Consider the following 25,155-nt stretch of genomic DNA (forward strand, 5'->3'; position numbering starts at 1 on the left):
GATAAGTTCTTTAGCAAAAGAATCTATCTAAGCCCCCCACTTCATTTAAAATTCCTATAAAGGCAGAAAAAACAGAAAGATCTTTTTCTACACTGTTTGTAGTATAGTTCAATTTAGAATTAAAATCAATTTGTATTTTTACAAAATAACAAATTTCTTATTAATTTAACAAAATTAATAATTAAAATTTAATATTTTTTTAGAAAAGTATTTACTTTTAAATCAAAATTTTGCATTATAATGTTAATTATGATTACCTATAAAGGAGTACACATATGAAAGATTTTGCAAATAATACAAAAAGTCTAGCTTGTCGCAACAAACACCAATACAAATTAATTGTTCTTATTTCAACACTAAATTACCTAAACAGAAAAGATAAGAAATACACACAACAAAACATACTTTATTATTTTAATGAAAATCTAAAAAGAAATGGTCTAGCTCTCACTACACTGAGAACAATGCAAAATTATCTTTACAAATTAGAAAAAGTGCTAAAAGTTACAACCAACTACTACCAACACATGGGTGTAAATTGTGGAACTGAAATTTACTATAAACTAAAGTATCCTAAAAAAGAATGTTACCAGAAAATCAACAAGTACTTTCAAGAGCGAAAAAACTCTAGATTTAAATCTAGAGTTAATACCCATTTTAAAAACAATATTTCTATAAATGGTAGTGTAAATTCAGTGGAGTGTTTAAGTAATAAAAATAATATAAAAGAAGAAAGAAAGACGAAAGAAGTAGAAAAATATCAACTAAAAAATTACTTCAATAAATGCGACTTTAAAACTGAAAAAGCTCTTTCTATTTTGGATTTAAATACTGATAAAGATATGATGATTAAGGCAATGAAAATCTTAAAACAAAATGAAATTGTTCTAATAAAACGATTTAGTATAAAAAAATCTTGCTTTAAAGAAAAACAAAACAAATTGAAGAACATTCTAAATAACACGCAGAAAGAATTCGAACAAAATGGATATAATTCGGAACAATTAAAAATAAATTTACAAAAAGTATACGAAAATTACAAATTTAAGCCCCATTTTATTATTGAAAATCATAAATATAGCGATTTAAGTTATATAAAACGTAAGTTAGAAAAATCCATTAAAAGAAAGAAAGAAAATCTTCAACAAAATTATCAAAATTTAAAGGCAAACATTTTCAATATTCTTATTGAACAACTAAAAAAAGATAGAAATATTGAATTTTTAAAGCCCATTATAAAAGAGTATTTGAATAACCAAAAGAAAATAGAATACAATAAAGTATTTGGTACATATTATCACGAATTATTAGAAATAATAAAAAATGAGAACAATTCTTTAATGTTAAAAGAAGTTATATAAGGATTAAATATGGAAAGTACACCCAAATCTATAGAAACAGAAAAATCATTAATTATATGTAACAATAAAGAACGTTTTATTAAGATTGAAAAAAAAAATGATAAAACAATATACCATACAAAAATGATGATGGATGTTTACAAATTTGGAGTTCACGATAAAAAAAATGTGTTTCGTTTGTCATTAAGGGGCTTATTTAACCAGTTAAAAGTTAAAGAGATTTTTTTATATCCAGTTAAAGAAGGAGATAAGTTTATTGGCATTTTTTATGGTTACAGAAAACCAATTAAAAAACCCTTTGTAAAGTACCAAATAAACGGAATTAAAAAATCATACACAATTGCAAGAGAATATTATATAGAATTTAGATTTAAAACCGGCAGTGTTTTTTGTTACTTTAAAGGACTATATCGCTTATTAAAAAAAGAAGAGATAAATAATCATTATAACAAAGCAGTATTTGATATCTTTTCAAGATTAGAAAAACAAGTATATGGGTTTTATGGAAAAAAATATTCAGAGAAAGGGCCGCTAATAAAATGGATACTAAAAAACCTAAAATAATAACAATAGCGTCAATTAAGGGCGGTGTTGGTAAAAGCACAACTTGCTTAGCATTGTCATTTTTGTTGTCAAAAAAAAATAAAGTATTGTTAATAGATATGGATACTCAAGCATCAGTCACCAGTTACTATCAAGACAAAATACAAGAAGATAATATAAATTTAAAATTTAACAATATATATGAAGTTTTGGCCAATGATTTAGATATTGAAAAAGCAATTGTAAATATTGAAGACAATTTAGATTTATTACCAAGTTATTTAAGTTTACATATGCTTAATGAAATCGAAATAGAATTTAAAGACTTGCTATTAAAATCAAATTTAAGCTGTTTTAGCAGTGATTATAAATATATAATATTGGATACAGCGCCTAGTTATGATATTGCATTTAAAAATGCAATGTTTAGTAGCGATTATATTATTGTTCCAATAATAGCTGAAAAATGGGCAGTTGAGTGTTTAGATCTATTTGATTATTTTTTAAATAAATTGGGATTAAAAACCCCACTATTTTTGCTTATAACAAGATTTAAAAAGAATAATACACATAAGGAATTTTTAAATTTATTAAAGAATAGGGGGGATTTTTTAGGTGTTATATCTGAAAGAGAAGACTTAAATAAGAATATAGCTAGCAATTCTAGATTTTCCTTAGAAAAGGATTATATGCATGAATATAAAAATGCTATTAATAAATTTTTGGATTATTTAAAAATGATGGATAAGGTATAAAATGAGTTAATTTAGTTTGTCCTAAATCAGGATAGCTTATTAATGACAAAAACTTTTTATTTGAGGTGATATTATGTTGGTAAAAATAAACAAAAGAAATTTAGAAGAAAAGGATAACGAACAATTAGAATATTATGAAAAATTAAAAAATAAATTAGTAAATAATTTTAAAAAAGAAATTTTTCATAAAATAGAAGTTATTAAAATTCTAAAAGAGATAAAAGATAATGAATATTATAAATTAGATGGATATACAAGTTTTAATTCTTTTGCAAAAAATTATAGAATAGCAAGAACTCAAGTGTATGACTACATTAGAATAGCAAATGCTATGGAAGAAGGGCTTTTAGAAGAGACATATATCATAGAAAATGGACTTACTATGTCTTTATTATCAATAAGAGACAAAGAAAGTTCATCATTTAAGAAATCAAGACAAAATCCAATAAAACCCTTAAGATTTCAACTTAAAAGCAAAGAAAGTTATGATTTTTACAAAAGCAATGCTAAATTTACAGGATTTTTATTAGATGAACTTTTTGAAAGTCAAAGAGACTTGATTAATAAATTTTTAAGAAGATATAAGCAATTAAAAGGATAGTAAAGGTATTTTATGACTAATTTGGCGTACAGAACATATAACATAGAAAGTATAAAAAATGAGTTTTTAAACATAGGGTTTAGTGAAGAGGCAATAGATTTTGTTTTTCTTCATAATGATAATTATAACTTTGAATTTTTAAAAGAGAAAATAATCGATGTAGAAAAAAATTTACGAAAAGATATATCTAATTTAGATATAAAGATAGACGCTGTAGAAAAAAATATAAATCTAAAAATAGATTTTGTAGAGAAGAATTTAAATGCCAAAATAGATAATGTAGAAAAGGGCTTAAATGCCAAAATAGATAGTTTAAATGTTAAAATAGATAATGTAGAAAAAGCTTTGCAAAAAGATATATCTAGTTTGAATATTAAAATAGATAGTGTAAAAAATGAACTTAATGCTAAAATAGATAGCGTAAATACCAAGATAGATAGTGTAGAGAAGAATTTACAAAAAGATATATCTAGTCTAAAAAATGAACTTAATGCAAGTAATAGAACAATACAAGTAATGCTAATAGCAGGAATAACGCTTGCCCCAATTATTTATTCTATATTCAATAAGTATTTTTTCAATTGAGAATTATTCAAATTTTATAAAATATTAAGTTAGTATATAGCTTAAAAGTAAAACTTATTTGAATTTTTTAACAAGAGAGAGAATTTAAATAGGTTCTTTTATTTTAACAAATGCAAATTGATTTTAATTCTAAATTAGACTATACTCAATTGTTGAAAAGCTTTTAAAAATAATTTTAATAAGTGAATTTGGTTAAACCCCAGACTTTATTAAGTTCTTATGCAAGAGAATTTAATAAAGCTTTTATTAATTATAATAATTTCTGTAAAAAGTTGGTAAAAATAGTTTTAGTTATACATATACATATGTATAACTAAAAAATATATTGCTATCAAAAAAATCTAATTAAGTTGGGTTTAGCTAAGTTCTTTAACAAGAGAATTTAAATAAGCCCAACTATTTTTTTATAAAAATTTTTGCAGAGAAGTTGGCAAAAATAGTTTTTGCTATATATTTATTTTTATAAATACCTATAAAGGAGTAAAAAATGGACAACATATCAAACAAAAATAATCCACAAGAAAATATTCAAGGAGAGCTCAAAATGATAAGTATTAATCAACAAAGCTTTACTGGTTGTGAAATATTTGAGGAAAAATCTTCTCCCATTAAAGAAAAAAGTAAATTAAGTAAAATAGGCAAAAAATTACCAGGAATAAGTAGTCAAGAGTGTTTTAGATTTAATCGAAATATTGATTTTAGTGTACAAAGAAACAAGCTTGATAAATACGGAGCTAGTGAAGTAGGCAATGTTTTGATTGGAGGTGCGGGACTTAAAGACTTGATGATTAATAGAGTGCTTAAATATTTTGGGATGAGCCTACCTTTTGAAGAGAATTTGTATATGCTCAAGGGCAAAGAATTAGAGAATTTAGGATTTAGAGAATTTGTTAAAGCACATGGTGATAATATTGATATTTTGTATAAGAACAAATATGCCAACGGTGTTGATAAGTATAATTATTTCAAGAAAACTGGTAAATCAGAAATGTTTGTTGGATCAACAATTGATGGTTTGTTTATAAATAGTAACGGCACCGCAGAGCTTTTAGAAATTAAAAGCAGTGATTCTAATTATATGAGCAGTGCTATTACTGAGTACAATAAAAATGGCAATTTTTTAAGCAGCAAATATTTTTTCAAATATTATGTGTAGGCGCAAATGCAACTAGCATGTACTGGACTTGAGTATTGTAATTTATTCTTTTTAATCGATGCAGCACCAGTTAACTGTAAGATTAATAGAAATGATGACTTAATAGTAAAAGTGCTTGAATATGTTCACAAATGCGAGACGGAAGCTTTTAACATAAGAACTCAAATATTTAAAAATAATAATATCAACCTACAAACATTAAATAATGATAATAATGAGGTGATAAAACTAGTTGAAGATTTAGTAGAAAGAAGTGAATTTTATAGAAATGGAGTTGAGTTTGATTGGGCAAGAGAATTTGTAGAATATGTTGATTGTGTAGAGCTTGAAATTACAGATAGGCAAGTTGCTGAAAATCTTGCATATGATCTAATGGAGGTTGATAGCGCAAAAAAAGAATTAAACAAAATGCAAAACGAACACAAAAAAAGAGAAAAGTATCTTAAAGATATAATCAAAATGAAAACCTACAATATTACGAATATATATCCACTAATTGAGCAGTTAAATTATAGGTTTAGAGAATTTGTGTTCACTTTTGACTCTAAGAAAAGGGCAATATCAGATAGATTAAGTGGTTTATTGCCAACAAGTGAAACATTGCTTTTCCCAAGCAATATAGCATTTGCAAATAATGTCAGTGTCCCCATGTGAATGGGAGCACTAAAAAATTAAAGAAATAATTTAATATAGGAGAGGTAATCAATGCTTATTAATAAAATAAAACAAGATAACAGAACTTTAAGACCAGAGATACAAAAACGGGGGGTGTTACTTTTTGTGTTTACATTATTATACAAGTCTATTTAAGAAACGCGAATTTAATGCATATGAAATAAATTCAGCATATTACAGATTTATAGGACTTGGCTACATTAAGAGTAATTGCTTTATTATAAATCCATGTATAATACTTAATTACTACGGAATTAGAAGTAGCGTGAGATATGAGTTTTTAAATTATTTGGGTGCAGCGAATGAATTTGAAATAAGCGAAGTTAGAATCGACAAGGTTAATGGGTATCACTTTATAGCAATAAAAAATAAAGAAATATTATATGATTCACTTGATTTAAAACCTCGTGGGAAAATATTTAAAGTAACTTCAAAGCGTATATTTAAACTGAAATAGTTTTTTTAAAGTTTAAGGTTATTTTTCATGTATTTATAAGCGTGAATTTTATTAGCAGCAGAGAGTCCATAAATATTATCAATTTCGGAAGTTGAATGATGTTTCATAAGTTCTTTAATTTGAAAAGAATTATAACCATTAGATTTTAAATATGAAATAAACAAATTTCTAAATAAATGGAGAGATTTATTAGCACGAAATCCTGACTTTTTGAGAAGATTTTTAAATTTATTAGAAATATGGATAATGCTAATTTGATTATCTTTCAATTTGTGTTTAGTTTTTTGGAAAAGATAAGTACGCCTAGTATCAAGATTTTTATCTTCGAAATGATTTTTGTGAGCTGTTTGAATAGTATCATATTCTTTAGAGTTGATGACAATTTCTCTAATACAAGTTATATTTCTTTTTTTTGCTACGTTTACTTTTATAGTGTAAAAAATTTTTCCAGATTTACTTGATAATTGGGCAATGTCTTCCATTTTTACTTTTTGCATTTCAGTGCCCCTGCATCCACTTATCAAAAGTAAATATACGAACCAACCCGATATTGGATCAGTTTCTTTTAGATGATTGATACATTTTACAATTAGTTTGCTAGTTTTTGGAGTTATATAAAACTTAGGACTAGGTTTTATATTTTCTTTTTTATTTTTAGTTGAATTTTTTAGTGAATTTTTTAAAATTTTGTTTTCATTTAGTATTTTTTGATAATCTTGTAATAGTTTGAGGAAAAAATCTGAACCAGCGTTGTTTAAATTAAAAAAATTATTAGAGTCCATAAAATCAGCTCCGCATAAGTGTTACCTTTACATTAAGTAAAAGTAATAAAAATGTATAAGAATTGCATTCTATATTTTACCAAAAACTAAAAATTTAAGTCAAATTATGGTGTTTCTCATTGTATGCAGAATTTAGAATGTAGAGTAGTTTTAAAGAGTAGAAGTGGCAATTTCTAAGGGGTGCACACAAGAAAGATAGTATACTTTGTGTGATGTATAGCAAAGACTTAAAAATTTAATTTGTATGTCTTTTATGATTGATTGTAATGAGTTGGCTACTTGCAATGGAGAGATTTTATGAGTTTGATTAAAATTACATTTGAAGTTTGTTACTATGTAATTCGAAATGTAACAAAATTAATTATTTAAATCTTTAAAAAATTGTAATTATTAGTGTGTTGCGTTAAGCTTAAGATCTATGGAGTAGGAGTAACTTATGAATAAAAAAATGTTTATTATTTGTGCTGTTTTTGCACTTATAAGTTCTTGCAAAAATTATGCAAGTGGTGAAGATTTAAAACAAAATGTAAAAGAACAAGTTAAGGGATTTTTAGATACAAAAAAAGAAGAATTGACCGAAGGTATTAAAAGCCTAGGATCAGAAGTGTCTTCAAAAGTTGGAGAATTAATGCAAGCTGATGAGCCACAAGGCCAACTACAGCATCAAGTAGCTCAAGATGTTAACGATGTAGATCAAGAAGTAGAAAAATTAAAGAAAGAATTAGAAGATTTAAAGAAAAAAGTAGATGGAACTAATGATAAAACTACTCTTGAAACATATTCTGGTTATGAAAAAGAATTAGAAAAGTTAGAAGAAGAATTAAAGAAAAAATTAGAAGAATTAAAAGATAAACTTAAAGATAAAAAAGAAGATAAAGAAAAACTTGAAAAGGAATTAAAAGAGTTAAAAGAAAAATTAAAAGAGAAAAAAGAGAAAAGAAAAAAAGCTTTAGAAGAGACTCAAAAGAAATTTAAAGGGTATCAAAGACAAGTTGAATCTGCAGGTGGAGTAACTCATGGTGCACAAGCTAAAAATAAAGGGGGAGCTGGGAAACAAGCCTGGAGTGAGGCTAGCAAATTAGGCTTATTAGATAGAAGTTATTCTACTGATACTGATACTAGTGATATGTCAAGTGGAATAATAGAGGGCGCACTTCAAAAGATTGAAGAAGAACTTAAAGAGATTGAAGAAGAGTCTAAAAGTTCAGAGCAAAAAAAAGAATAAAAATGGTTTTTGAAAACATAAATTATGAAAAACAAGACTAGTTGTTAGTCTTGTTTTTTTATTTGCATTAACGTATTAAGTAAAAAGAAAAGATATAAATGTAAATGTAAAACCCAATTCATGGCTTTATAGATAAAATCTGTAAAGTTGTGAAAACCAAAATACAAACATTATAAGCATAGTAGTTAATAGACATAAGTAAGTTACTAGTTATTGTTAATAATTTGTTAACTTATTGTATTATTTAGAGTAACAATTTGTTAATTTTATTGCTTTAGGGGGAATTTTTTTGAAAAAAATAAAAGACCTTTTGATGATTATGTTGCATATTTTAGAGAAGGCTCATTAAATGATAGAGAAATAGCAGCTAAACTAGGCGTTTCTAGAGTAAATGTATGGAGAATGCGACAAAAATGGGAGAGTGGAGAGACTTCTGATAATGGGGATTCTAGAGTAACAATTAGTGAAGATACTTTTGAACACCTTGTAGCACAAACCTTTAGATCAGAAGTTAAAGCTAAAAAAGTTAAGGGAGAATTAGATTTAGAGCGTTCTAATTTAGAATTGGGATTTATACGTGCATTTAAGCAATATTCTAGCATTGAACTTGCTAGTATACTTTCTAAAATAGAAGATTTAAGATATGAAATTGAATCTTTAAATAAAAAAAGTGAAAAAGGTATTAATGAAAAAATTAACTCTTTAAAAGGTGAGCTTAATGATCTAATAAAGGAGTGTTCAATAAGAGAAATGGAACTTTATTATGAATGTATGAAAAAACTTGTTGCTGCTCATGAAGTTGAGAGTAAAAGTAGCTACAAAAGTAGTAAAGGATACAAGTGAACTTATATCAAACAAAACTTTTTACAACACTTCAAAAGCAATACAAAAATCAGTTTGGAGTTGATATATCTAAATTTGTAAAAGTGACAAACTCTTCAATTAATTTTGATCAGTTTGAAGAAAAACATTTAACCGAAAAGCAAAAGAATGTTATCAAAAGTATTCAAAAGAATAATGAAAATAAAATTATATTTAGTGGTGGTATAGCTAGTGGTAAAACGTATCTTGCATGTTATCTTTTTATCAAAAGTTTGCTTACAAATAAAAAATTATACTCTAGTGATATTAATAATTTTGTTATAGGCAATTCCCAGCGTTCAGTTGAAGTTAATGTTTTAGGGCAATTTGAAAAGCTATGTAAACTTCTTGATATTTCTTATATTCCAAAGAATACAAATAATTCATATATACTGATTGATTCACTTCGTATTAATTTATATGGGGGGGATAAGGCAAGTGATTTTGAAAGATTTAGGGGTAGTAATTCTGCACTTATTTTTGTAAATGAGGCTACTACTTTACACAAGCAAACTTTAGAAGAAGTGCTAAAAAGACTTAGGTGTGGTCAAGAAACTATTATTTTTGACACCAATCCTGATAATCCAGAACATTATTTTAAAACTGATTATATTGACAATACAGCAACTTTTAAAACATATAATTTTACAACTTATGATAATGTACTTCTTGGTAAAGGATTTATAGAACCTCAAGAGAAACTTTATAAAGATATACCAACATATAAGGCAAGGGTTTTGCTAGGAGAATGGATAGCGAGCATCGATTCAATTTTTACACAAATTAATATTACTCAAGATTATGTGTTTAGCAGCCCTATAGCATATCTAGACCCAGCATTTAGTGTTGGTGGGGATAATACTGCTTTATGTGTTATGGAGAGAGTTGATGATAAGTATTATGCTTTTGTATTTCAAGACCAAAGACCAGCGAATGAGCCTTATATTATGAATATGGTCAAGGCTGTATTAGAGAATTTCAATGTAAATACACTTTACTTAGAAGATAGAGATAATACTAAAGGTGCTGGTGCGTTAACTCGTGAATATATGACTCTTAGGAACAACATGAATCACAATTTTAGAATTGTGCCTATTAAACCAAAGTCCAATAAATTTAGTAGAATAACATCGTTAATTACACCGTTTACTTACAAGAAACTTTACATTGCAAAATACAGTAGTTCTTCTGTATTTAATGATATTTACGCTTATAAGGGGGATAACAAAATTCATGATGATGCACTTGACGCAATATCCGCTGCATATTTGATATTGTCTTTAGGATATAGAGATAGAAGTGTTCACTTTGGCAATCAAAGATTTTTGTAAATTTTTTTGACAAAAATTTTAGTTTTTGTTATTATATATACATATTTTTTAATAAAAGAAGAGAAAATTGTGTGATTTAAGAAAGGTAAAATCAGTAGATAAAATAAGCTCACTAGAGTTATATAGATATTCAATATTTTTTAGAAACTACATAGAAAATGTAGCAGAAGATTGTCTCAAAAATGGACTTATTCTTGAAAGCATCAGTCATAATGTTAGTAAGCTTGAACTTGCTGGACTAAAGGTTCAGCTTAAGAATGCCTTACTTAATTGTATTATAAGCTACCGTTTTCATGGAATTGGATATGTTTTAGTAAAAACTAAAGATACACTAGTGAATCTTGAAGAACCTGTTAATATAGAGTTGCCTATTGGATTCGAATACCTTGATTATGAATCTGTAAGAGATTCGGGGTTTGACTTTGATTATATAATTTACAAAGTAAAAATCAATAATAATGGCAATTCTTTTGATACTGTCAAAATACACAAAAGTCGACTTATAATATATGAAAATTTCGATTATATTTTGAAAAGATATGTTCCGTGTTATACAGAAAGTTTTTTGTTAGATATTTACTTATTTGAAAAAATATACGTTGAAATAGAAAAGCGTATTGAAAATCACAATTTTTTGTTTTATAAGGATGAGTCTTTAGTTCAGCTACAGGACGCACTTTTTAGTGCAACAACTTCTTTGAGCGCACTTACTAATAGCAGTAATAATGATAGGGGAAGTGGCATTTTATCTTCTTTTTTGAGAAAACAAAATTCAAACAATCATAGTAAAGATATTTCTAATTTAAGAAACCTTAATGACTCATTATCACATGAGCTTGTTAGGCTAAAAAGTAATCTAAATAATGAGGGAATGTTTTATACGGCCATCCCTAGTGCTAGTTTAGAGGTTATTAAATACGACCTTAGTTACTTAAAGGAGGCTTTAGCATTAATTAAGGCAAAAATTGGTGCAGATACTAAAGAGCCCTTAACCAGAAGTTTTAATGAGCAGGCTAAAGGGCTAGGAAATGATGGTAAAGGGGATAGGAGTAATTATTACGATTTTTTAAAAGGTGTACAAGAACAAGTTGAGAACTCTTGTAACTTGAAACTTACAAAGTATTTCGGGCTTGATATAAAGTTTAATTCGCTGATTATATTAAGTGAAGAGCAAAAAGTGGAAAGAGATATAAAGCTAATTGAGCTTTACAGTAAATATAACCAGCTTATACAAAGTGGTTCCTTTAATAATGAGGAGCTAGCGATTTTAAAAGAGAAATTATTCTCATTTTGAGAAAGGAGTTAAAAAGTGACTGAGAAAGAAGAAAAAGAAGACTTGCAAGCACAAGATAAAGAGGAACAGTAAATTAAGGCTGATACTAAAGTTATCAGTGCACAGGAATTTGAAGAGTACATGCACTTTAAAGAACAAGCAAATAGTAAATCCAAAGAGACAAGTCGAGATTTAAGTATAAATGAGCGAATCACAAAAGAACTTGCAGAAGTTGAAGAGCGAGAGCGTGTTGAAAAGCAATTATTGCTGGAGGCTGAGCGTATAAATGAAATTGATACACTTACAAAAGCACATCTTAGTAGTCATTTTAATAAAGAGGTGTTACTTGCAAAAGGATACACCCTAAAAGATATTATACAGGCACAACGTAGAGAACTTGTTCGCAAGTTTGTTCCAATTGAGCAAATAAAGGCCATTGCTAAAGTATCAGACATAAGTCATATAGATGGGGAGATTTTAGAGCAACTGGTTTCTTTAGCAAAAGTGAATATTAAATTAAGAAAAAATTCGAATAGTAATTCTTCTTCTATTGATTCTATCAAAGGCAATATTGTTGCTAAATCAGAAGAAAGAGTAAGTTTGCTTGATTCTAATTTTGTGCCCATTAATTTCACGGAGTTTGTACAAGCGATAAGCAATACTTACAAGCAAAGACGAATTCAATTTTATGAAAATCTAAAAAGACATAAAAAGAACAAGTATTGCTTAAAGGAGTTTTTAATGAGCGATGGTATTACAAAAATAAAAGAAGAGTTTGATAAAAAAGTTGCCGAAATACGTGCATTAATGAAAAATCCTCAGCAAGATGCTGGTTTTCTTAGCAATTCTGTAGATTTTAGAGATAAAAACCTAATTTACTCCAATTTGGATGGAGTTTTTACTAGTAGTAAAGACAAAATAGAAAATTATCCTGTTAAAGGGTATCCATACAAGCGTGGAGTCAAGCTTAGTTTTAGTGCAGATGGTACAACAGAACTAGAAGTTGAGGCTGGTGGTGGGGATGACTTGTACGGAATATGCACTGATATAGATGAGTTTACTGGCATGGCAACTGTAGTTCCAATTACAAATAACTTCACGGGGTATTTAACATTTAAGAAAAATGGAAATGGCGTAAACCCAGGTGATAAGCTGCATTTTAATGCACAAGGAGAGCTTGAAAAGAATGGGGGAAATGATAAATCTGTTAATACTATAGCATTTTCAAAAGTATATAAATTAACCGAAGAGTTATCTATAGTGCTTGCTAGTGTTTTTGGGAATAGAGCTTTAAAAGGTAATTAAATTATGGCTTTAAAAGGCAAAGGGCAAGCTAAAGCTCCTAATGTTGATGATAATCCACAATTAGGGTTAGAATCAGAAATTCCAGTTGCTCCTAGATCTAAACGTCAAACAAGACAGGCTGAAGAAGTACAAGCAAAAGATTCTACGCTTAAAGTAAAAGACAAACTTGTTTTTAATAAAGACGGTGCTCTTGAAAAGGTGACTGGAGCACCACCAAATAAGGCAACTATTAATGCGATAGCGTTGTCTGATGCAAAACAAATTAGTAACGATGTTTATTTAATAAAAGTAGCAGTATTTGGGAATAAAGCTGTAAGTAAAAATTAATGATATTTGGGAGGATTTAATATGGAATTATTTGATGAAAATTATTATGCAAAAGCTGTGGCTAATATATTGTATTGTAGCTCCAAGGTAGCATTTGAGCTTTTAATTAGTGTTTCTATTGTGCTAAGCCATTCTTTTTTTATTAAGGTTAAATCAACAATTAAATTATAAATTTCTTCCAAAGTATTTTTGTTAAAATCATTTGCTTTTAGCTTGTCCATGTTGATTGCTAAATCTTCAAGTGCAACTTCAAATCCTTGTTGGATTCGTATACCACCTGATATTTTTTTTATTGTATCGTGGGCTTTTGGGTCTTGGTAAAGCTTGTTTACAATCTCTGCTAAATTGAAAATATCAGTGGTGTTGTAGCTTAGTGATGAATAAAATTGTCTTCTCATTTTTTGAGATTCTGCGAGGCTTGAGTTCATTTTTTCTTGAAGCCTTGTGCCATTTGTGGAGTCAATTTTGTAAACATTAAGCAGTTCAAACATGCTATTTTTTAGTCCAAATTGGCTAGATATTTCTGTTTGAAGTTTTTCTTTTTTTATTATTGTCATTTCTCTTGCTAAAATTTCAAAAAGCTTGTCAATTAGATTCGCTTCGCCTTTGTTTGAAACTTTTAAGTTTTTTGTTGATCTTTGATCTTGTGTTTTTGTGCCTTTTTGAGGATTTAATTCATTGTATTTTGTTTCCGTAAAACTTGCTACTTTGTCTTTGTTGTCTTTGTTGTTTAGATCGCAAGAGAAAAATGTCGTTATCCCCAATGTTATTAATATTGATAATTTTATTTTATTCAAAATTTGGTCCTTTAATAAAAATTTTAAGTAATTTTAATTATTTAAAATTAATACTTAATGATTTAAATTTAGTTCAAATTTGAAATAGAACAATAAAAAAAGAAGAGATCTAGTCCCTTCTTTTGATTAAATAGTTGTAAAATAGTTTATTTTGGTTTTTTAAATAAACTATTTGAGCTCTGTGATACTAATGTATGTTTCAAGAATAGACTGGCGAGCATTTTGCATTTTGTCTAGATAGTTGTTTTGAATGTACTCTGCTAAAGATTTAGAGTCGCCTGAGTAATAATTAGGATCTGCATAATTAATAAGCTCAAAAGCGTGTCTTGCCCATTCGTCTTTTTCATCTACTATTTGATCTAGTTTTGATTGAAGCTCTTTTAGCTTCATGGTGAAATCAAAACTGTTAATTTTAGCGTTTAAGTAATCCTGGTTAAAGATTTCAATTTTTTTATTTATTTCGTCTAGTGCAAGTTCAAAAGAAATTTGTGTTCCAAGCCCTGATATCATTAATTCTCTTATTAAGCTGTGATTTTGCTCCTCATCGTAAAGAAGGTCCATTATTGATCCAAATCGTGCGATTTTGCTTGGATCAAAATCCATAAGTGCATAGAATCTCTTTCTTTCATTTTCTGCTTCTGGTGTGTCGGAGCTAAGCTTTGGCGCGTAACTTCTGTCATAAACTTTACCACTTGAAATAACATCTATTAGATCAAATACATAATCTTTCATTTTGAATTGATCGTGAGTTTCTCTAAATCCAAAGTTGTTTTGTGTAGTATTTTTTTCTTCAGCAATTGTTCTAATAAGTTCGTTTTTTAATGTTTGTAATTTACTGCCAGAAGATGTTGTTGTTTGCACAGCAAAGCTTGAATTTGTTTGCTGTCTTGTTGGTTGACTAAAGCTGGAACTTAGGGCAAATGTTGGCAGCCCGCTATTTCTGCTGTTAAAAGTTCTTGTATTTCCGGGTACGGTTGTAACGGCTTGAATAGGTGTTTTTTGTTTTGTCAGTGTTGCAGCTCTTGCTGCTGTTGTTTTTGGCAGATTTGACAGATCTGCGCTAAAATTTAAGTTTTGCAATTGTGGGCTTGGTGCTGCTTGTTGATTTTGCGATCCTTTATTTGGTGCTGCTGCTACTGTTTTTGCCGCTTGCGATTGTTTTTTTAGCTCTGCTGCTACTTTGTCAGCAATTGGTATATTTTTTGCAGCATTTGAGTTTGCATCAGCACTTGTTGTTTCTTGATCATCTGCTGTCTTATTAAGCATTCCTTTTACTTTGTTTTTATAATCTTCATTTAGATTGGCATCAATCGTGCAAGAAAATAAAAACAATCCCAGGAGCTTTAATTGTATTAATGGTTTAATTTTCAAAATACTATTCCTCGATTTCTTTTTAATGAATTTTAATAATCAAAATTAATTAAAATTTAAAATTAATTATTAATTATTAAAAACTTAGTTCAAATTAAGGAATAATCAATAAATATAAATAAAAAAGAGCAAAGTCTTTGCTCTTTTTTATTTATTCTACTACTGGCCCTATTATTTCTCTATTTTTGCGACAAGTTCTTGTTTTGAGCCAATCAAAGCACGAACACACAAATGAACACAAAAGTAACGTTTTTCCCAGTTTAGTAAACGCCAATTTGTATTTTTTCAAAATATATTCTCCTTTTGTAAAAATGTAGTTCTGGGTACAAAATAATTTTTATTACATATTATAAATGTATATCAAATTATTTAAAGTTTAAATTTAAACTATTATAAAAATTGAAAGACATTGGTGTGTTTTAGTTTGGATTTATTTGGATTTAGATTATGAGTCTAAAAAAAAAGAGAAGAATTAACTTCTCTTTTTAAAATATCAAGTGCAACATATTATTTTTCTTTTTATTAGTAAAAGGCAGGTTTTAAAGTATCAAAATCTTTGTAATATTGATTAAAGTGTTCTGCCAGTATTTTCTCATTGTCTTGAGTATTTTGATTGTAAACTTTAAGAGTTTCGTTTAAGGTTTTTTTAAGTCTTTGTTTTATCTCTAAGTTGGATTTTATTCGCATTAGCAATGATTTAGATTCTTCTTGACTTAGATTTTCTACTCCATTTTGTATTAATTTTAAATCTTGCTCTATTTGGAATTGAATGCCCCATGATATGTGATAAATCAATCTTCCAATTATATTGTGATGTTCGGAATTTTTTTTAAGTATTTCAAGAATTTCTTTTAATTTTTCTATATTTTCTTTTTTATAATCCAAAGATGAGTAAAGCGTTCTTTTTATTTTCATTTGGATATCTTCATCAATAAGATCATAAGGACCAACTTTAAAAGTGCTTAGGAAATCAAATTTTTCCTTAGCAATTTTAGCTATTTGTATATTTTCTTCTTTTTTTTGATCTTCCAGTTCCTTACCAATTGTTTTTAACTCTGAAGCGGTAGTTTCCATAATTTTTTCATCAGAAGCGCTAAGGTCTCCAGATTTATCTTCAAAATTTTGGGTGTTTTCCCCCGGATTGGTGATTTTTTTTGGTTTAGTGTTTGCATTTGCTTTAGGATCGATTTTGCTAAAAGGTGTACATGAGATACAAATTAAAGTTAATATCATTGCAATAGTATTAAGCTTGATTATATTTAGTTTAGCTTTTGTCAAAATACTCTCCTTATAAATTAAAACTAATATTAATTAATTCTAATATAAAATAATAATATAACTATATTACAATAATTGTCAAATAACAATATTATTATTTAATATTTAAAGATTAAATTTTATTGTTATTTTTAGATTGGATTTATTTGGATTTGGGTTGTGAGCCTAAAAAAAAGAGAAGTTAAAACTTCTCTTTTTTAAAATATAAAGTTCAATATATTAATTTTTTTATTAAAATTAATAAAAGGCAGATTGTAAAGAATCAGAGTCTTTGTAATATTTATTAAAGTGTTCTACTAGTACTTTATTTTCTTGAATGTTGTTAGTATTTTTACGGTAATCTTCAAGAGTTTTGTTTAGGGTTTTTTTAAACTTTTCTTGTAGCTGTAAGTCAGATTTTACTTGTTCTAGCAATGTCTCTAAATCTTCTTTTGAATTTTCTTTGCTTAGAGTGTCCAGTTTTTCATTTATTGATTTTAAGTGCTTTTCCAGTTTTAATTGAATATCTAGTGCTATGCGATAAAGGAAATTTGCAGCAATTTTGGGGTCGTTTTCGTGATTATTTATGAGTTTTTCAAGAATTTCTTTTAATGTCTCTATGTTTTCTTTTTTATAATCTAAAGATGAAAGAAGCAATCTTTTTAAAAGCATTTTTTCATTTTCGTTAGCTAGTTCATAAGCCCGAATATAAGTATCTAATAGGCTAGATTCTTCATTAGTAATTTTGGCTATTTGTATATCGTGTTGATTTTTTCGATCTTCCAGCTCCTTGCCAATTGCTTTTAGCTCTGAAGCGGTAGTTCCCATAAATTTTTTATCAGAAGCGCCAAGGTCTCCAGATTTATCTTCAAAATTTTGGGTGTTTTCCCCCGGATTGGCGGGTTTTTTCAGCCTGGTGTTTTTTTTAAGCTTGGTGTTTCCATTTGCCTTGGGATTGATTTTGTTAAAAGGTGCACATGAGATGCAAATTAAAGTTAATATCATTGTAATAATATTAATCTTGATTATATTTAGTTTGGCTTTTTTCAAAATACTCTCCTTATAAATTAAAACCAGTATTAATTAATTTTTAATATAAAATAATATTATAATTATATTAATAATATTGTCAAATAATAATATTAATATAATTGGATTGAACTTATTTAGATTTATTTGGTTCTGGGCTGTAAGCCCAAAAAAAGAGAAGTTAAAGCTTCTCTTTTTTAAAATATAAAGTTTAATATATTATTTTTTATTTAGATTATTTTTTTTAATTCATTTAATTTTTCTTGTTTAGATTTAGCATTGTAAGTAGAATAATCAAATATTGTTGGGTAATTTTCAGCTATGTAGCTTATTATGCTCTCTTCTTCAATTTCTTGAATTTCTTGGGGAACTTCTTCAACCGTTTTTTTCAAAGTTTTTTTAAACTTTTCTTTTAGCATTAAGTCAAATTCTACGTGTATTAGTAGTTCTTTTAAATTTTCTTCGCTTAGAGTTTTTAAATTATCTTCTTTTATTGATTCTAAATGTTTGTCTATTTGTGTTTGAATATCTAGAGCTTTGCCATAGAGTAGATCTATAATCATGTATTCGCCCTCATCTTTTCCCTTAACTTTTTCAAGAATTTCTTTTAATTTCTTTATTTTTCCCTCTTCGTAATTTAAAGAAGCTTGAATTATTCTTTCTATTTTCAGTTTTTCAGTTTTTTGAGTTTGTTCACCTACTACGGTAAATTTAGTTTTTTCATCTTTTTCAAGTTTTTCTTTAGCTTCTTGATCTTTTCCATAATACATAGGGTATATTCCAAGTTCATCTGCTAAATTCTTAGTATCTTTAGGCATGTTAGCATCTTCTTCTTTTTTTTGAGCTGTTAGTTTATTGCCAAGTTCTTTTAATTTTGCGATTGTAACTTCTTTTAGAGATTTTTGACTTAAAGAATTAATGTCCCCAGATGCATTTTTTAAATTTTCGGTGTCTTCTTTTGCATTGGTGTAGCTGTTTACTTCTGGAGCCATTGGACCAACGGCACATGAGATGCAAATTAAGGTCAGTGTTGCTACGATGATGCTAAGCTTGGTTGTGTTTAGGTTAGTTGTTATCAAAATACTCTCCTTATAAATTAAAACTAATATTTATTAATTTTAATGCAAAACAATAGCATGACTATATTTCAATATATTGAAATATCAATTTTATTATTTCTTAATTAAAGATTAAATTTATTATTGTGTTTTAGTTTGGATTTATTTGGATTTAGGTTGTAAGCAAAAAAAAGAGAAGAATTAACTTCTCTTTTTTAAAACATTAAGTGCAATATATTATTTTTTCTTTAGATTATATTGCTTTTAATTCATCGAATTTTTTTTGTTTAGATTTAGCATTGTGAGTAGAATAATCAAATATTATTGGGTAATTTTCAGCTATGTGGCTTATTATGTATTGGCTTATTATGTATTCTTTTTTATCATCTTCTTTAATTTCTTCAATTTTTTGAATTTCTTGGGGAACTTCTTCAACAGTTTTTTTCAAAGCTTTTTTGAACTTTTCTTTTAGCATTAAGTCAAATTCTACGTGTATTAGTAGTTCTTTTAAGTTTTCTAGGCTTAGAGTTTTTAATTTATCGTCTTTTGTTGATTCTAAATGGCTGTCTATTTGTGTTTGAATATCTAGAGCTTTGCCATAGAGTAGATTTCTAATCATGTATTCGCCATCATCTTTTCCCTCAACTTTTTCCTTAGCTTTTCCCTTAGCTTTTTTAAGAATTTCTTTTAATTTCTTTATTTTTACCTCTTCGTAATTTAAAGAAGCTTGAATTATTCTTTCTATTTTCAGTTTTTCAGTTTTTTGAGTTTCTGCATCTACTACGGTAAATTTAGTTCCTGGAGCTTTATCAAGTTTTTCTTTAGCTTCTTGATCTTTTCCATAATACATAGGGTATATTCCAAGATCATCTGCTAAATTATCCTTAGTATCTTTAGGCATTTTAGCATCTTCTTTTTCTTTTTGATCTTCCAGTTCCTTGCCAAATTTTTTTAATTTTGTGATTGCATCTTTTCGCTCTTCTTGATTTTCAGAAGCAAAGTTCCCAGTTTCATTTTTTAAATTTTCTGTGTCTTCTTTTACATTGGCGTAGCTGTTTACCTTTGGATCAATTGGGTTATTAGCGCATGAAATGAAAATTAAAGCCAATATTGCCGCAATGGCGCTAAGCCTAATTATGCCTAGTTTAAATTTTGTCAAAATACTCTCCTTACAAATTAAAAATCAATATTTATTAATTCTAATACAAAATAATAATATAACTATATTGCAACAATTGTCAAATAACAACATTCTTAAATAAGAATTAAAAGATTAAATTTCTATTGTTGTTTTTAGGCCGTTTTTCTTTATTTCTTTTTTTTGATATTAAAAAATCCTTTAAAGTTTAAATTTAAACTTTAAAAGAGCGTTATTTTTGGTTCGGATTTATATTGCTAGCTTGAAAAAAAGGAGAGAAATTAGCTCCTCTTCTAAATCTTTTTCGCCTAGTGTGCAATTCATCTTGTATTGATTTTAAATGCTTGCTAGCTGTAGTTTTTCAAGAATTTCTTTCAATTTATTTATTTTTTCAATTTCTGTATTTTCTTTCTCTTTTTGAGCTTCCAGTATTTTAGCAATTGATTCTAATTTTGAGACTGTAGTTTCTTCTTGAGATTTTTGGTTTGAATAATTGAAGATCCTAAGCACGTTTTCGAAACTTCCCGTGTTTTCTTTGTGTTGTTGTGGTCCTTTACTTTAGTGTTAAATGTATTAATAGCACATGAGATGCAAATTAAAGTTAATATTGCTGTAATTACGTTAAGCTTAGTTGTAGCTAATTTGTACTTTTTCAATTTATATGCCGAAATAATTTCCTTATAAATTGAAATTAACAAATATTAATTTAAAATTAACATGCATTAATTTCAACATAAAATAATATGTATAACTGTATTGCAGTATTTCCAAATAACAAATCTTATTTGATAAAAGATGTTGTTGTTTTCAGTTTAGATTTATATTATGAGTCTAAAAAAAGAGAAGAATTAACTTCTCTTTTTTTTAAAAAAATATCAAGTGCAACATTTGTTTGTTGCTTATATTATTACTTTAATTGGTTTTGTTTAAATTCCGCACTGTAAGTAGAATAATCAAATATTTGGCAATTTTCATTTATGTAGTATGCTATGTAATCTTTTTTATAAGCATCTTTATTTTTTTTAAGTATTTCTGTATCAAGACCCTCTCTATTTTTTTCTACAGAGTAATATTCTTCAATTTCTTTAATTATTTGGGAAGCTTCTTTAACAGTTTTTTCTAAAGTTTCTTTGAACTTTTCTTTTAGCATTAGGTCAAATTCTGCGTGTATTAGTAGATCGTTTGATTTCTCTTTTTTTTGTATTAATTCTAAATGGCTGTCTAGTTGTTCTTGAATGCCCAGTGCTTTGTGATAAAGTAGTCCTCTGATTATATTTTCGTAATCGGGGCTACCTTTAAGCGTTTCAAGAATTTCTTTTAATTTATTCATTTTGTCTTCATCGTAATTTAAAGATGAATAAATTATTCTTTTTATTTGCATTTTTGCATTTGTTTTAGTTTCTTCAGTTGCTGTATCAAAATAAATGGGTTTGATTTCATTGGCAAGAGTATCTATGAAATCAGATTCTGTAATTTTAGCTATTTTTGCAATTTCTTCATTTTTCTGATCTTTTAGCTTCTTGGTAAGTGCTTCTAATTTTGAGACCTTAGTTTCTTCTTGATATTTTTGATTTAAAGACTCTGGATTTCCAGATTTTTGGTTGCTTTCTTTTATATCAGTGCGGCTTTTTACTTTTGGATCAATTGGATTAACAGCACATGAAGTGCAAATTAAAGTTAATATCATTGCAATAGTATTAAGCTTGATTATATTTAGTTTAGCTTTTGTCAAAATACTCTCCTTATGCATATTTATAAGTCAAAATTAATGGTGATTGATTTTAATACAAAATAATATAACTGCATTGCAAGATTTGTCGAATAACAATATTATTATTTAATATTAAAAAATCAATCTCTATTTTATGTTTTTAATATTTTAAGCTTTTTTTAATGTTAACCTCCTTTGATTCGTACACCAAACCGCACATACACCACCAATTAGTAGTGTATGTGGTCACAACAGGTTTTTAGCGGTGTTTCAATATTGTTTAAAATTTGCATACTTTTATTTGAGTCGAGTTTATGTTCGTATCCAACCCTTATTACTTCTCCGAGAATTTTTCCATCAGCTTTGCATCCTCCCGTATTTTTGTCATATTCGTCAATAATGTTATCGACGATTTTTATCCATGAATTTCTCTCTTGTATTAGTTTTTCAAAATTTTCTTGAATCTCTTTTACTGTTTTTGTTCTAAAATTAAAAATTAGGCGCTTTTGCTCGTCTTTAGTTAAAATATTAACAGTGCCTTCAAATGCTTCTTGGATTTTAAATCCTGTCCAAAAAATTGAACCAATAAGTATGTAATGGTAGTTGTTTGAGCTTGATGTTTGTGCGAGTATTGTGGCTAATTTTTTGATTTTATTTTCATCATAATTTAAAGATGAGTAAAATAATCTTCTAAGTCGCTTGTCTTGTAACATAAAGTCAATATTACTGTCTTTTTTTTCTGTGAATGAGGTTTTATTTATTCCAAATTGATCAGCAGGTTCGATTTTTTGAATATCTGTGTTTATTGTTTGAGCAAACATTTCGATATTTGGGCCTATTTTATTAATCAATTTTTCATTCTCATCAAATTCTTGTGCAATTTTTTTAATTATTTTTTCTTTTTCATTTTTAAAGAACTGGCTTTGTTGTAAGTTTTGAAGATTTTGGGTGTTTACAATCTTTTCTGTTTTTTGTAAAACTTTAATTTTTCCAAGTTCAATGGAGCTTGATTGTAATTCACTTGTCGCTTCTGTGTTGTTTGATTTAGAATAAAAAGAGCATGAGACCAGTAAAGTTATTTGAAACAGTTTCAATGTTTTCCAAATTTTGTTTCTTTGCAAAACGCAATCCTTAAAAAAAATTAATCATTAGTTTTATTTGGCAAGCTCAATATTTTTGATTTCTAATATAAATATATTTCAATTTGTTTAATTTTCAATGTTTTTTTATACATTTAAAATACAATTTAATAAATTAATTGTTTAAAATATTTTTTTTAAAAAAAGCTTAAAATATTTCGTTTGGTTTTTTTTGAATTTATTAGCAATGTAATTAGTATTGATCTTAATGTCAATGTTTGCTAAAGTACATTAATTTTAAAATTTTTTGTTATTAGCCTTGTTTTTGTTTGTGATTGAGTTATATTTTTCATGTGTTATTTTATAATAATAAATCTAACTATTATGAAATAACACCGTTCTCCCCATTTTAATGTAAAATCTAAGTGTTTAATCTTTATTAAAAACCCTTTATTTTTAAGGTCATTCTTAATTAAAAAAGTTAATTATATGTTTTTATTCAAATATGTATTGATTCTAATTTAGTTATGTTTTAAAATAATAAAAATAAATGTTTAAATAAGGAGAATTAACAATGACTAAAATATTTAGTAATTTAATAATTAATGGATTATTGTTTGGATTTGTAAGTTTAAATGTGTTTGCAGATTCTAACAATGCAAATATTCTCAAGCCTCAATCCAATGTTTTAGAACACTCAGGTCAAAAAGATAATAAAAAATTAGATCAAAAAGATCAAGTTAATCAAGCTCTAGCCGCTATTAACAAGGTAACCGAAGATGTTTCTAGTAAATTAGAAGGAGTTAGAGAATCATCTCTTGAATTGGTAGAATCAAATGATGCGGGAGTGGTTAAAAAGTTTGTAGGTTCAATGTCTTTGATGTCAGATGTTGCTAAAGGGGCTGTTGTTGCATCAAAAGAAGCAACTATTGTGGCAAAGTGTTCAGGAATGGTTGCTGAGGATGCAAACAAGGTTGTTGAAATGTCTAAAAAGGCTGTTCAAGAAACCCAAAAAGCTGTTTCTGTTGCTGGTGAAGCAACATTTTTAATAGAGAAGCAAATAATGTCAAATAAATCTCCGAATAATAAGGAATTGGAATTGACAAAAGAAGAATTTGCTAAAGTGGAGCAAGTTAAAGAAACTTTAATGGCTTCTGAAAGGGCTTTGGATGAAACAGTTCAAGAGGCTCAAAAAGTTCTCAATATGGTTAATGGTTTGAATCCGTCAAATAAGGATCAAGTATTAGCAAAAAAAGATGTTGCAAAGGCTATTTCTAATGTTGTTAAGGTAGCTCAAGGTGCAAGAGATCTTACAAAAGTAATGGCTATTTCTTTATACATGAAATAGTTAGATATATAAATTTATAAATAATTAGAGGTTAAAGCAAAAAGGTTTGAAGCTAATTATATTAGTTTCTGCCTTTTTTATTTAATAAGGTCAATATTGATCTCCCTATTAAGGCTGTTCTTATGATATAATATTTTCGTTCTGAATATTTTCGTTCTGAATATTTACATTTTTAATATTTACTTGCATATTTATATTCTTAACTAATAAAATTTGCCTTAAGGAAGGAGAATCAATTTTTGAATAAAGAATATAAAATTTTGGATAATGGGTTTTTAAAACTTATTGATTTCATGGGAGATGATAAGAGAATAGTTAAGGCTGCAAGGATTTCTTATCGAGAAGAGAGTGTTAAAAGAAAAGATGAGGAACTTATTGACTATTTAATAAGAAATGGGCACACAAGCCCATTGGAGCAGGTGGTTTTTACATTTCATGTTAAAGCTCCAATATTTGTTGCAAGGCAATGGATGAGGCATAGAACCGCAAGGATTAATGAAGTTTCTGGATGCTATAGCTTGGCAAGAGAGGAATTTTATGTCCCCTTAGAAGAAGATTTAAAGTGTCAAACTTCTAGTAATAGCTCTGAAAAAGAGTTTAAGTCTTTGGAAAAATTGTCGGACAAAATAAAGCAGCATCAAAAACATTCTTATGAGCTTTATCAAGATATGATCAATTCTAATATTCCAAAAGAACTCTCAAGAATAGTTTTGCCTTTAAGTTTATATACCGAATGGTATTGGCAAATTGATTTAAATAATCTTTTTCATTTTATTAAATTGCGATTAGCCCTAGACAGTCCAAAAGAAATTAAAGAAAATTCGCCAAAAGAAATGTGTGAATATGCTAAAGCATTGATAAGCATAGTAAGAGAAATTGTGCCCATCGCTTTTAACAGTTTTGAAAATCATTTTTTAAGAGGAAAGAGATTTTCTCGCGAAGAGATAATTGCAATTATTAATGCTTTGGATTTAAATAAGCTTAGTATGGATGCTGAAAAATTGGACTTATTGAAAGATAAACTAGGAATTGATTGATTTTTAAGTGTGTATTAACATTTAGTTATTAAATTGTAAATTAAATGCTATAAAATGCCTTTAATAAGAGTTTATTAGTATACTAATAAACTC

At 27.4% G+C, this 25,155-nt stretch carries 20 protein-coding genes and 6 pseudogenes; 16 read left to right on the forward strand and 10 right to left on the reverse strand.

What is annotated here, in order from left to right; all coding sequences use genetic code 11:
* The first annotated feature begins 275 nt into the window (after nucleotides 1-275).
* The 7 genes and pseudogenes from BSV1_RS06305 (at nucleotide 276) to BSV1_RS06335 (ending at nucleotide 6,133) form a co-directional block, all read left to right on the forward strand.
* Entirely contained in the window at nucleotides 276-1,361 is a 1,086-nt protein-coding gene (locus BSV1_RS06305) for a plasmid maintenance protein (protein WP_012672389.1), read from the forward strand.
* Nucleotides 1,362-1,370: 9 nt separating this feature from the next.
* Nucleotides 1,371-1,925: a DUF226 domain-containing protein gene (locus tag BSV1_RS06310; protein WP_012672349.1), complete on the forward strand. Its 555-nt coding sequence runs from the start codon at nucleotides 1,371-1,373 to the stop codon at nucleotides 1,923-1,925.
* A complete protein-coding gene (locus tag BSV1_RS06315; RefSeq protein WP_012672284.1) occupies nucleotides 1,901-2,659 on the forward strand; it encodes a ParA family protein in 759 nt (252 codons plus the stop codon). The genes BSV1_RS06310 and BSV1_RS06315 overlap by 25 nt, the downstream gene beginning before the upstream one ends.
* Before the next feature lie 73 nt (nucleotides 2,660-2,732).
* Complete coding sequence (locus BSV1_RS06320; RefSeq protein WP_012672324.1) at nucleotides 2,733-3,260, forward strand: chromosome replication/partitioning protein; 528 nt, start codon at nucleotides 2,733-2,735, stop codon at nucleotides 3,258-3,260.
* Between the two features lie 12 nt (nucleotides 3,261-3,272).
* Nucleotides 3,273-3,845 (forward strand): Bdr family repetitive protein, encoded by a 573-nt coding sequence (gene bdr / locus BSV1_RS06325; protein WP_012672353.1) that lies wholly within the window; start codon nucleotides 3,273-3,275, stop codon nucleotides 3,843-3,845.
* A 487-nt stretch (nucleotides 3,846-4,332) separates the two neighbouring features.
* A pseudogene (locus BSV1_RS06330) lies at nucleotides 4,333-5,655 on the forward strand (DUF244 domain-containing protein).
* 51 nt (nucleotides 5,656-5,706) lie between these two features.
* Nucleotides 5,707-6,133: pseudogene (locus BSV1_RS06335) on the forward strand (DUF261 domain-containing protein).
* Nucleotides 6,134-6,138: 5 nt separating this feature from the next.
* Here BSV1_RS06335 and BSV1_RS06340 read toward each other — a convergent pair.
* Nucleotides 6,139-6,915: a site-specific integrase gene (locus BSV1_RS06340; protein WP_012672311.1), complete on the reverse strand. Its 777-nt coding sequence runs from the start codon at nucleotides 6,913-6,915 to the stop codon at nucleotides 6,139-6,141.
* 436 nt (nucleotides 6,916-7,351) lie between these two features.
* Here BSV1_RS06340 and BSV1_RS06345 point away from each other — a divergent pair, with 436 nt between their 5' ends.
* The 7 genes and pseudogenes from BSV1_RS06345 to BSV1_RS07650 form a co-directional block, all read left to right on the forward strand.
* The gene (locus BSV1_RS06345; protein WP_012672351.1) at nucleotides 7,352-8,140 is read left to right on the forward strand and encodes a hypothetical protein; all 789 of its coding nucleotides are present in this window, start codon (nucleotides 7,352-7,354) and stop codon (nucleotides 8,138-8,140) included.
* Between the two features lie 291 nt (nucleotides 8,141-8,431).
* Nucleotides 8,432-8,983 (forward strand): annotated as a pseudogene (locus BSV1_RS06350) (DUF603 domain-containing protein); the annotation flags it as partial.
* Entirely contained in the window at nucleotides 8,980-10,332 is a 1,353-nt protein-coding gene (locus BSV1_RS06355) for a PBSX family phage terminase large subunit (protein ID WP_012672374.1), read from the forward strand. The pseudogene BSV1_RS06350 and the gene BSV1_RS06355, both read left to right, overlap by 4 nt.
* Nucleotides 10,333-10,399: 67 nt before the next feature.
* The gene (locus BSV1_RS06360; protein WP_012672308.1) at nucleotides 10,400-11,626 is read left to right on the forward strand and encodes an anti-CBASS protein Acb1 family protein; all 1,227 of its coding nucleotides are present in this window, start codon (nucleotides 10,400-10,402) and stop codon (nucleotides 11,624-11,626) included.
* A 72-nt stretch (nucleotides 11,627-11,698) separates the two neighbouring features.
* Nucleotides 11,699-12,319: pseudogene (locus BSV1_RS06365) on the forward strand (DUF1357 family protein); the annotation flags it as partial.
* A gap of 27 nt (nucleotides 12,320-12,346) precedes the next feature.
* Nucleotides 12,347-12,910: a DUF228 domain-containing protein gene (locus BSV1_RS06370; protein WP_039949829.1), complete on the forward strand. Its 564-nt coding sequence runs from the start codon at nucleotides 12,347-12,349 to the stop codon at nucleotides 12,908-12,910.
* A 132-nt stretch (nucleotides 12,911-13,042) separates the two neighbouring features.
* Nucleotides 13,043-13,237 (forward strand): annotated as a pseudogene (locus BSV1_RS07650) (DUF228 domain-containing protein); the annotation flags it as partial.
* Nucleotides 13,238-13,281: 44 nt separating this feature from the next.
* Here BSV1_RS07650 and BSV1_RS06380 read toward each other — a convergent pair.
* From BSV1_RS06380 to BSV1_RS06425, 9 genes and pseudogenes are all read right to left on the reverse strand, one after another.
* Nucleotides 13,282-14,034, reverse strand: coding sequence for a complement regulator-acquiring protein (locus BSV1_RS06380; protein ID WP_012672309.1), 753 nt, complete (start codon nucleotides 14,032-14,034; stop codon nucleotides 13,282-13,284).
* A 168-nt stretch (nucleotides 14,035-14,202) separates the two neighbouring features.
* Nucleotides 14,203-15,405, reverse strand: coding sequence for a complement regulator-acquiring protein (locus BSV1_RS06385; protein WP_012672328.1), 1,203 nt, complete (start codon nucleotides 15,403-15,405; stop codon nucleotides 14,203-14,205).
* 522 nt (nucleotides 15,406-15,927) lie between these two features.
* Nucleotides 15,928-16,683 (reverse strand): complement regulator-acquiring protein, encoded by a 756-nt coding sequence (locus BSV1_RS06395; RefSeq protein ID WP_012672367.1) that lies wholly within the window; start codon nucleotides 16,681-16,683, stop codon nucleotides 15,928-15,930.
* A gap of 237 nt (nucleotides 16,684-16,920) precedes the next feature.
* Nucleotides 16,921-17,712 carry a complement regulator-acquiring protein gene (locus tag BSV1_RS06400; RefSeq protein WP_012672320.1) on the reverse strand — a complete coding sequence of 264 codons (792 nt, stop codon included), beginning with the start codon at nucleotides 17,710-17,712 and terminating at the stop codon, nucleotides 16,921-16,923.
* A 209-nt stretch (nucleotides 17,713-17,921) separates the two neighbouring features.
* Entirely contained in the window at nucleotides 17,922-18,770 is an 849-nt protein-coding gene (locus BSV1_RS06405; protein WP_012672345.1) for a complement regulator-acquiring protein, read from the reverse strand.
* A gap of 232 nt (nucleotides 18,771-19,002) precedes the next feature.
* The gene (locus tag BSV1_RS07035) at nucleotides 19,003-19,908 is read right to left on the reverse strand and encodes a complement regulator-acquiring protein (protein ID WP_012672358.1); all 906 of its coding nucleotides are present in this window, start codon (nucleotides 19,906-19,908) and stop codon (nucleotides 19,003-19,005) included.
* 315 nt (nucleotides 19,909-20,223) lie between these two features.
* Nucleotides 20,224-20,585 (reverse strand): annotated as a pseudogene (locus BSV1_RS07655) (complement regulator-acquiring protein).
* 209 nt (nucleotides 20,586-20,794) lie between these two features.
* The gene (locus BSV1_RS06830; protein WP_012672385.1) at nucleotides 20,795-21,619 is read right to left on the reverse strand and encodes a complement regulator-acquiring protein; all 825 of its coding nucleotides are present in this window, start codon (nucleotides 21,617-21,619) and stop codon (nucleotides 20,795-20,797) included.
* A 209-nt stretch (nucleotides 21,620-21,828) separates the two neighbouring features.
* Nucleotides 21,829-22,719 carry a complement regulator-acquiring protein gene (locus tag BSV1_RS06425; RefSeq protein WP_012672352.1) on the reverse strand — a complete coding sequence of 297 codons (891 nt, stop codon included), beginning with the start codon at nucleotides 22,717-22,719 and terminating at the stop codon, nucleotides 21,829-21,831.
* 532 nt (nucleotides 22,720-23,251) lie between these two features.
* On the opposite strand from BSV1_RS06425, the gene osm28 reads away from it, so the two are divergent.
* A complete protein-coding gene (gene osm28, locus BSV1_RS06430; protein WP_012672322.1) occupies nucleotides 23,252-24,025 on the forward strand; it encodes a porin Osm28 in 774 nt (257 codons plus the stop codon).
* Nucleotides 24,026-24,264: 239 nt separating this feature from the next.
* A complete protein-coding gene (thyX, locus tag BSV1_RS06435; protein WP_012672299.1) occupies nucleotides 24,265-25,062 on the forward strand; it encodes an FAD-dependent thymidylate synthase in 798 nt (265 codons plus the stop codon).
* Nucleotides 25,063-25,155 lie beyond the last annotated feature (93 nt).

The organism is [Borrelia] finlandensis (assembly GCF_000181875.2).
In the GTDB taxonomy this organism is placed as follows: Bacteria; Spirochaetota; Spirochaetia; order Borreliales; family Borreliaceae; genus Borreliella; species Borreliella finlandensis.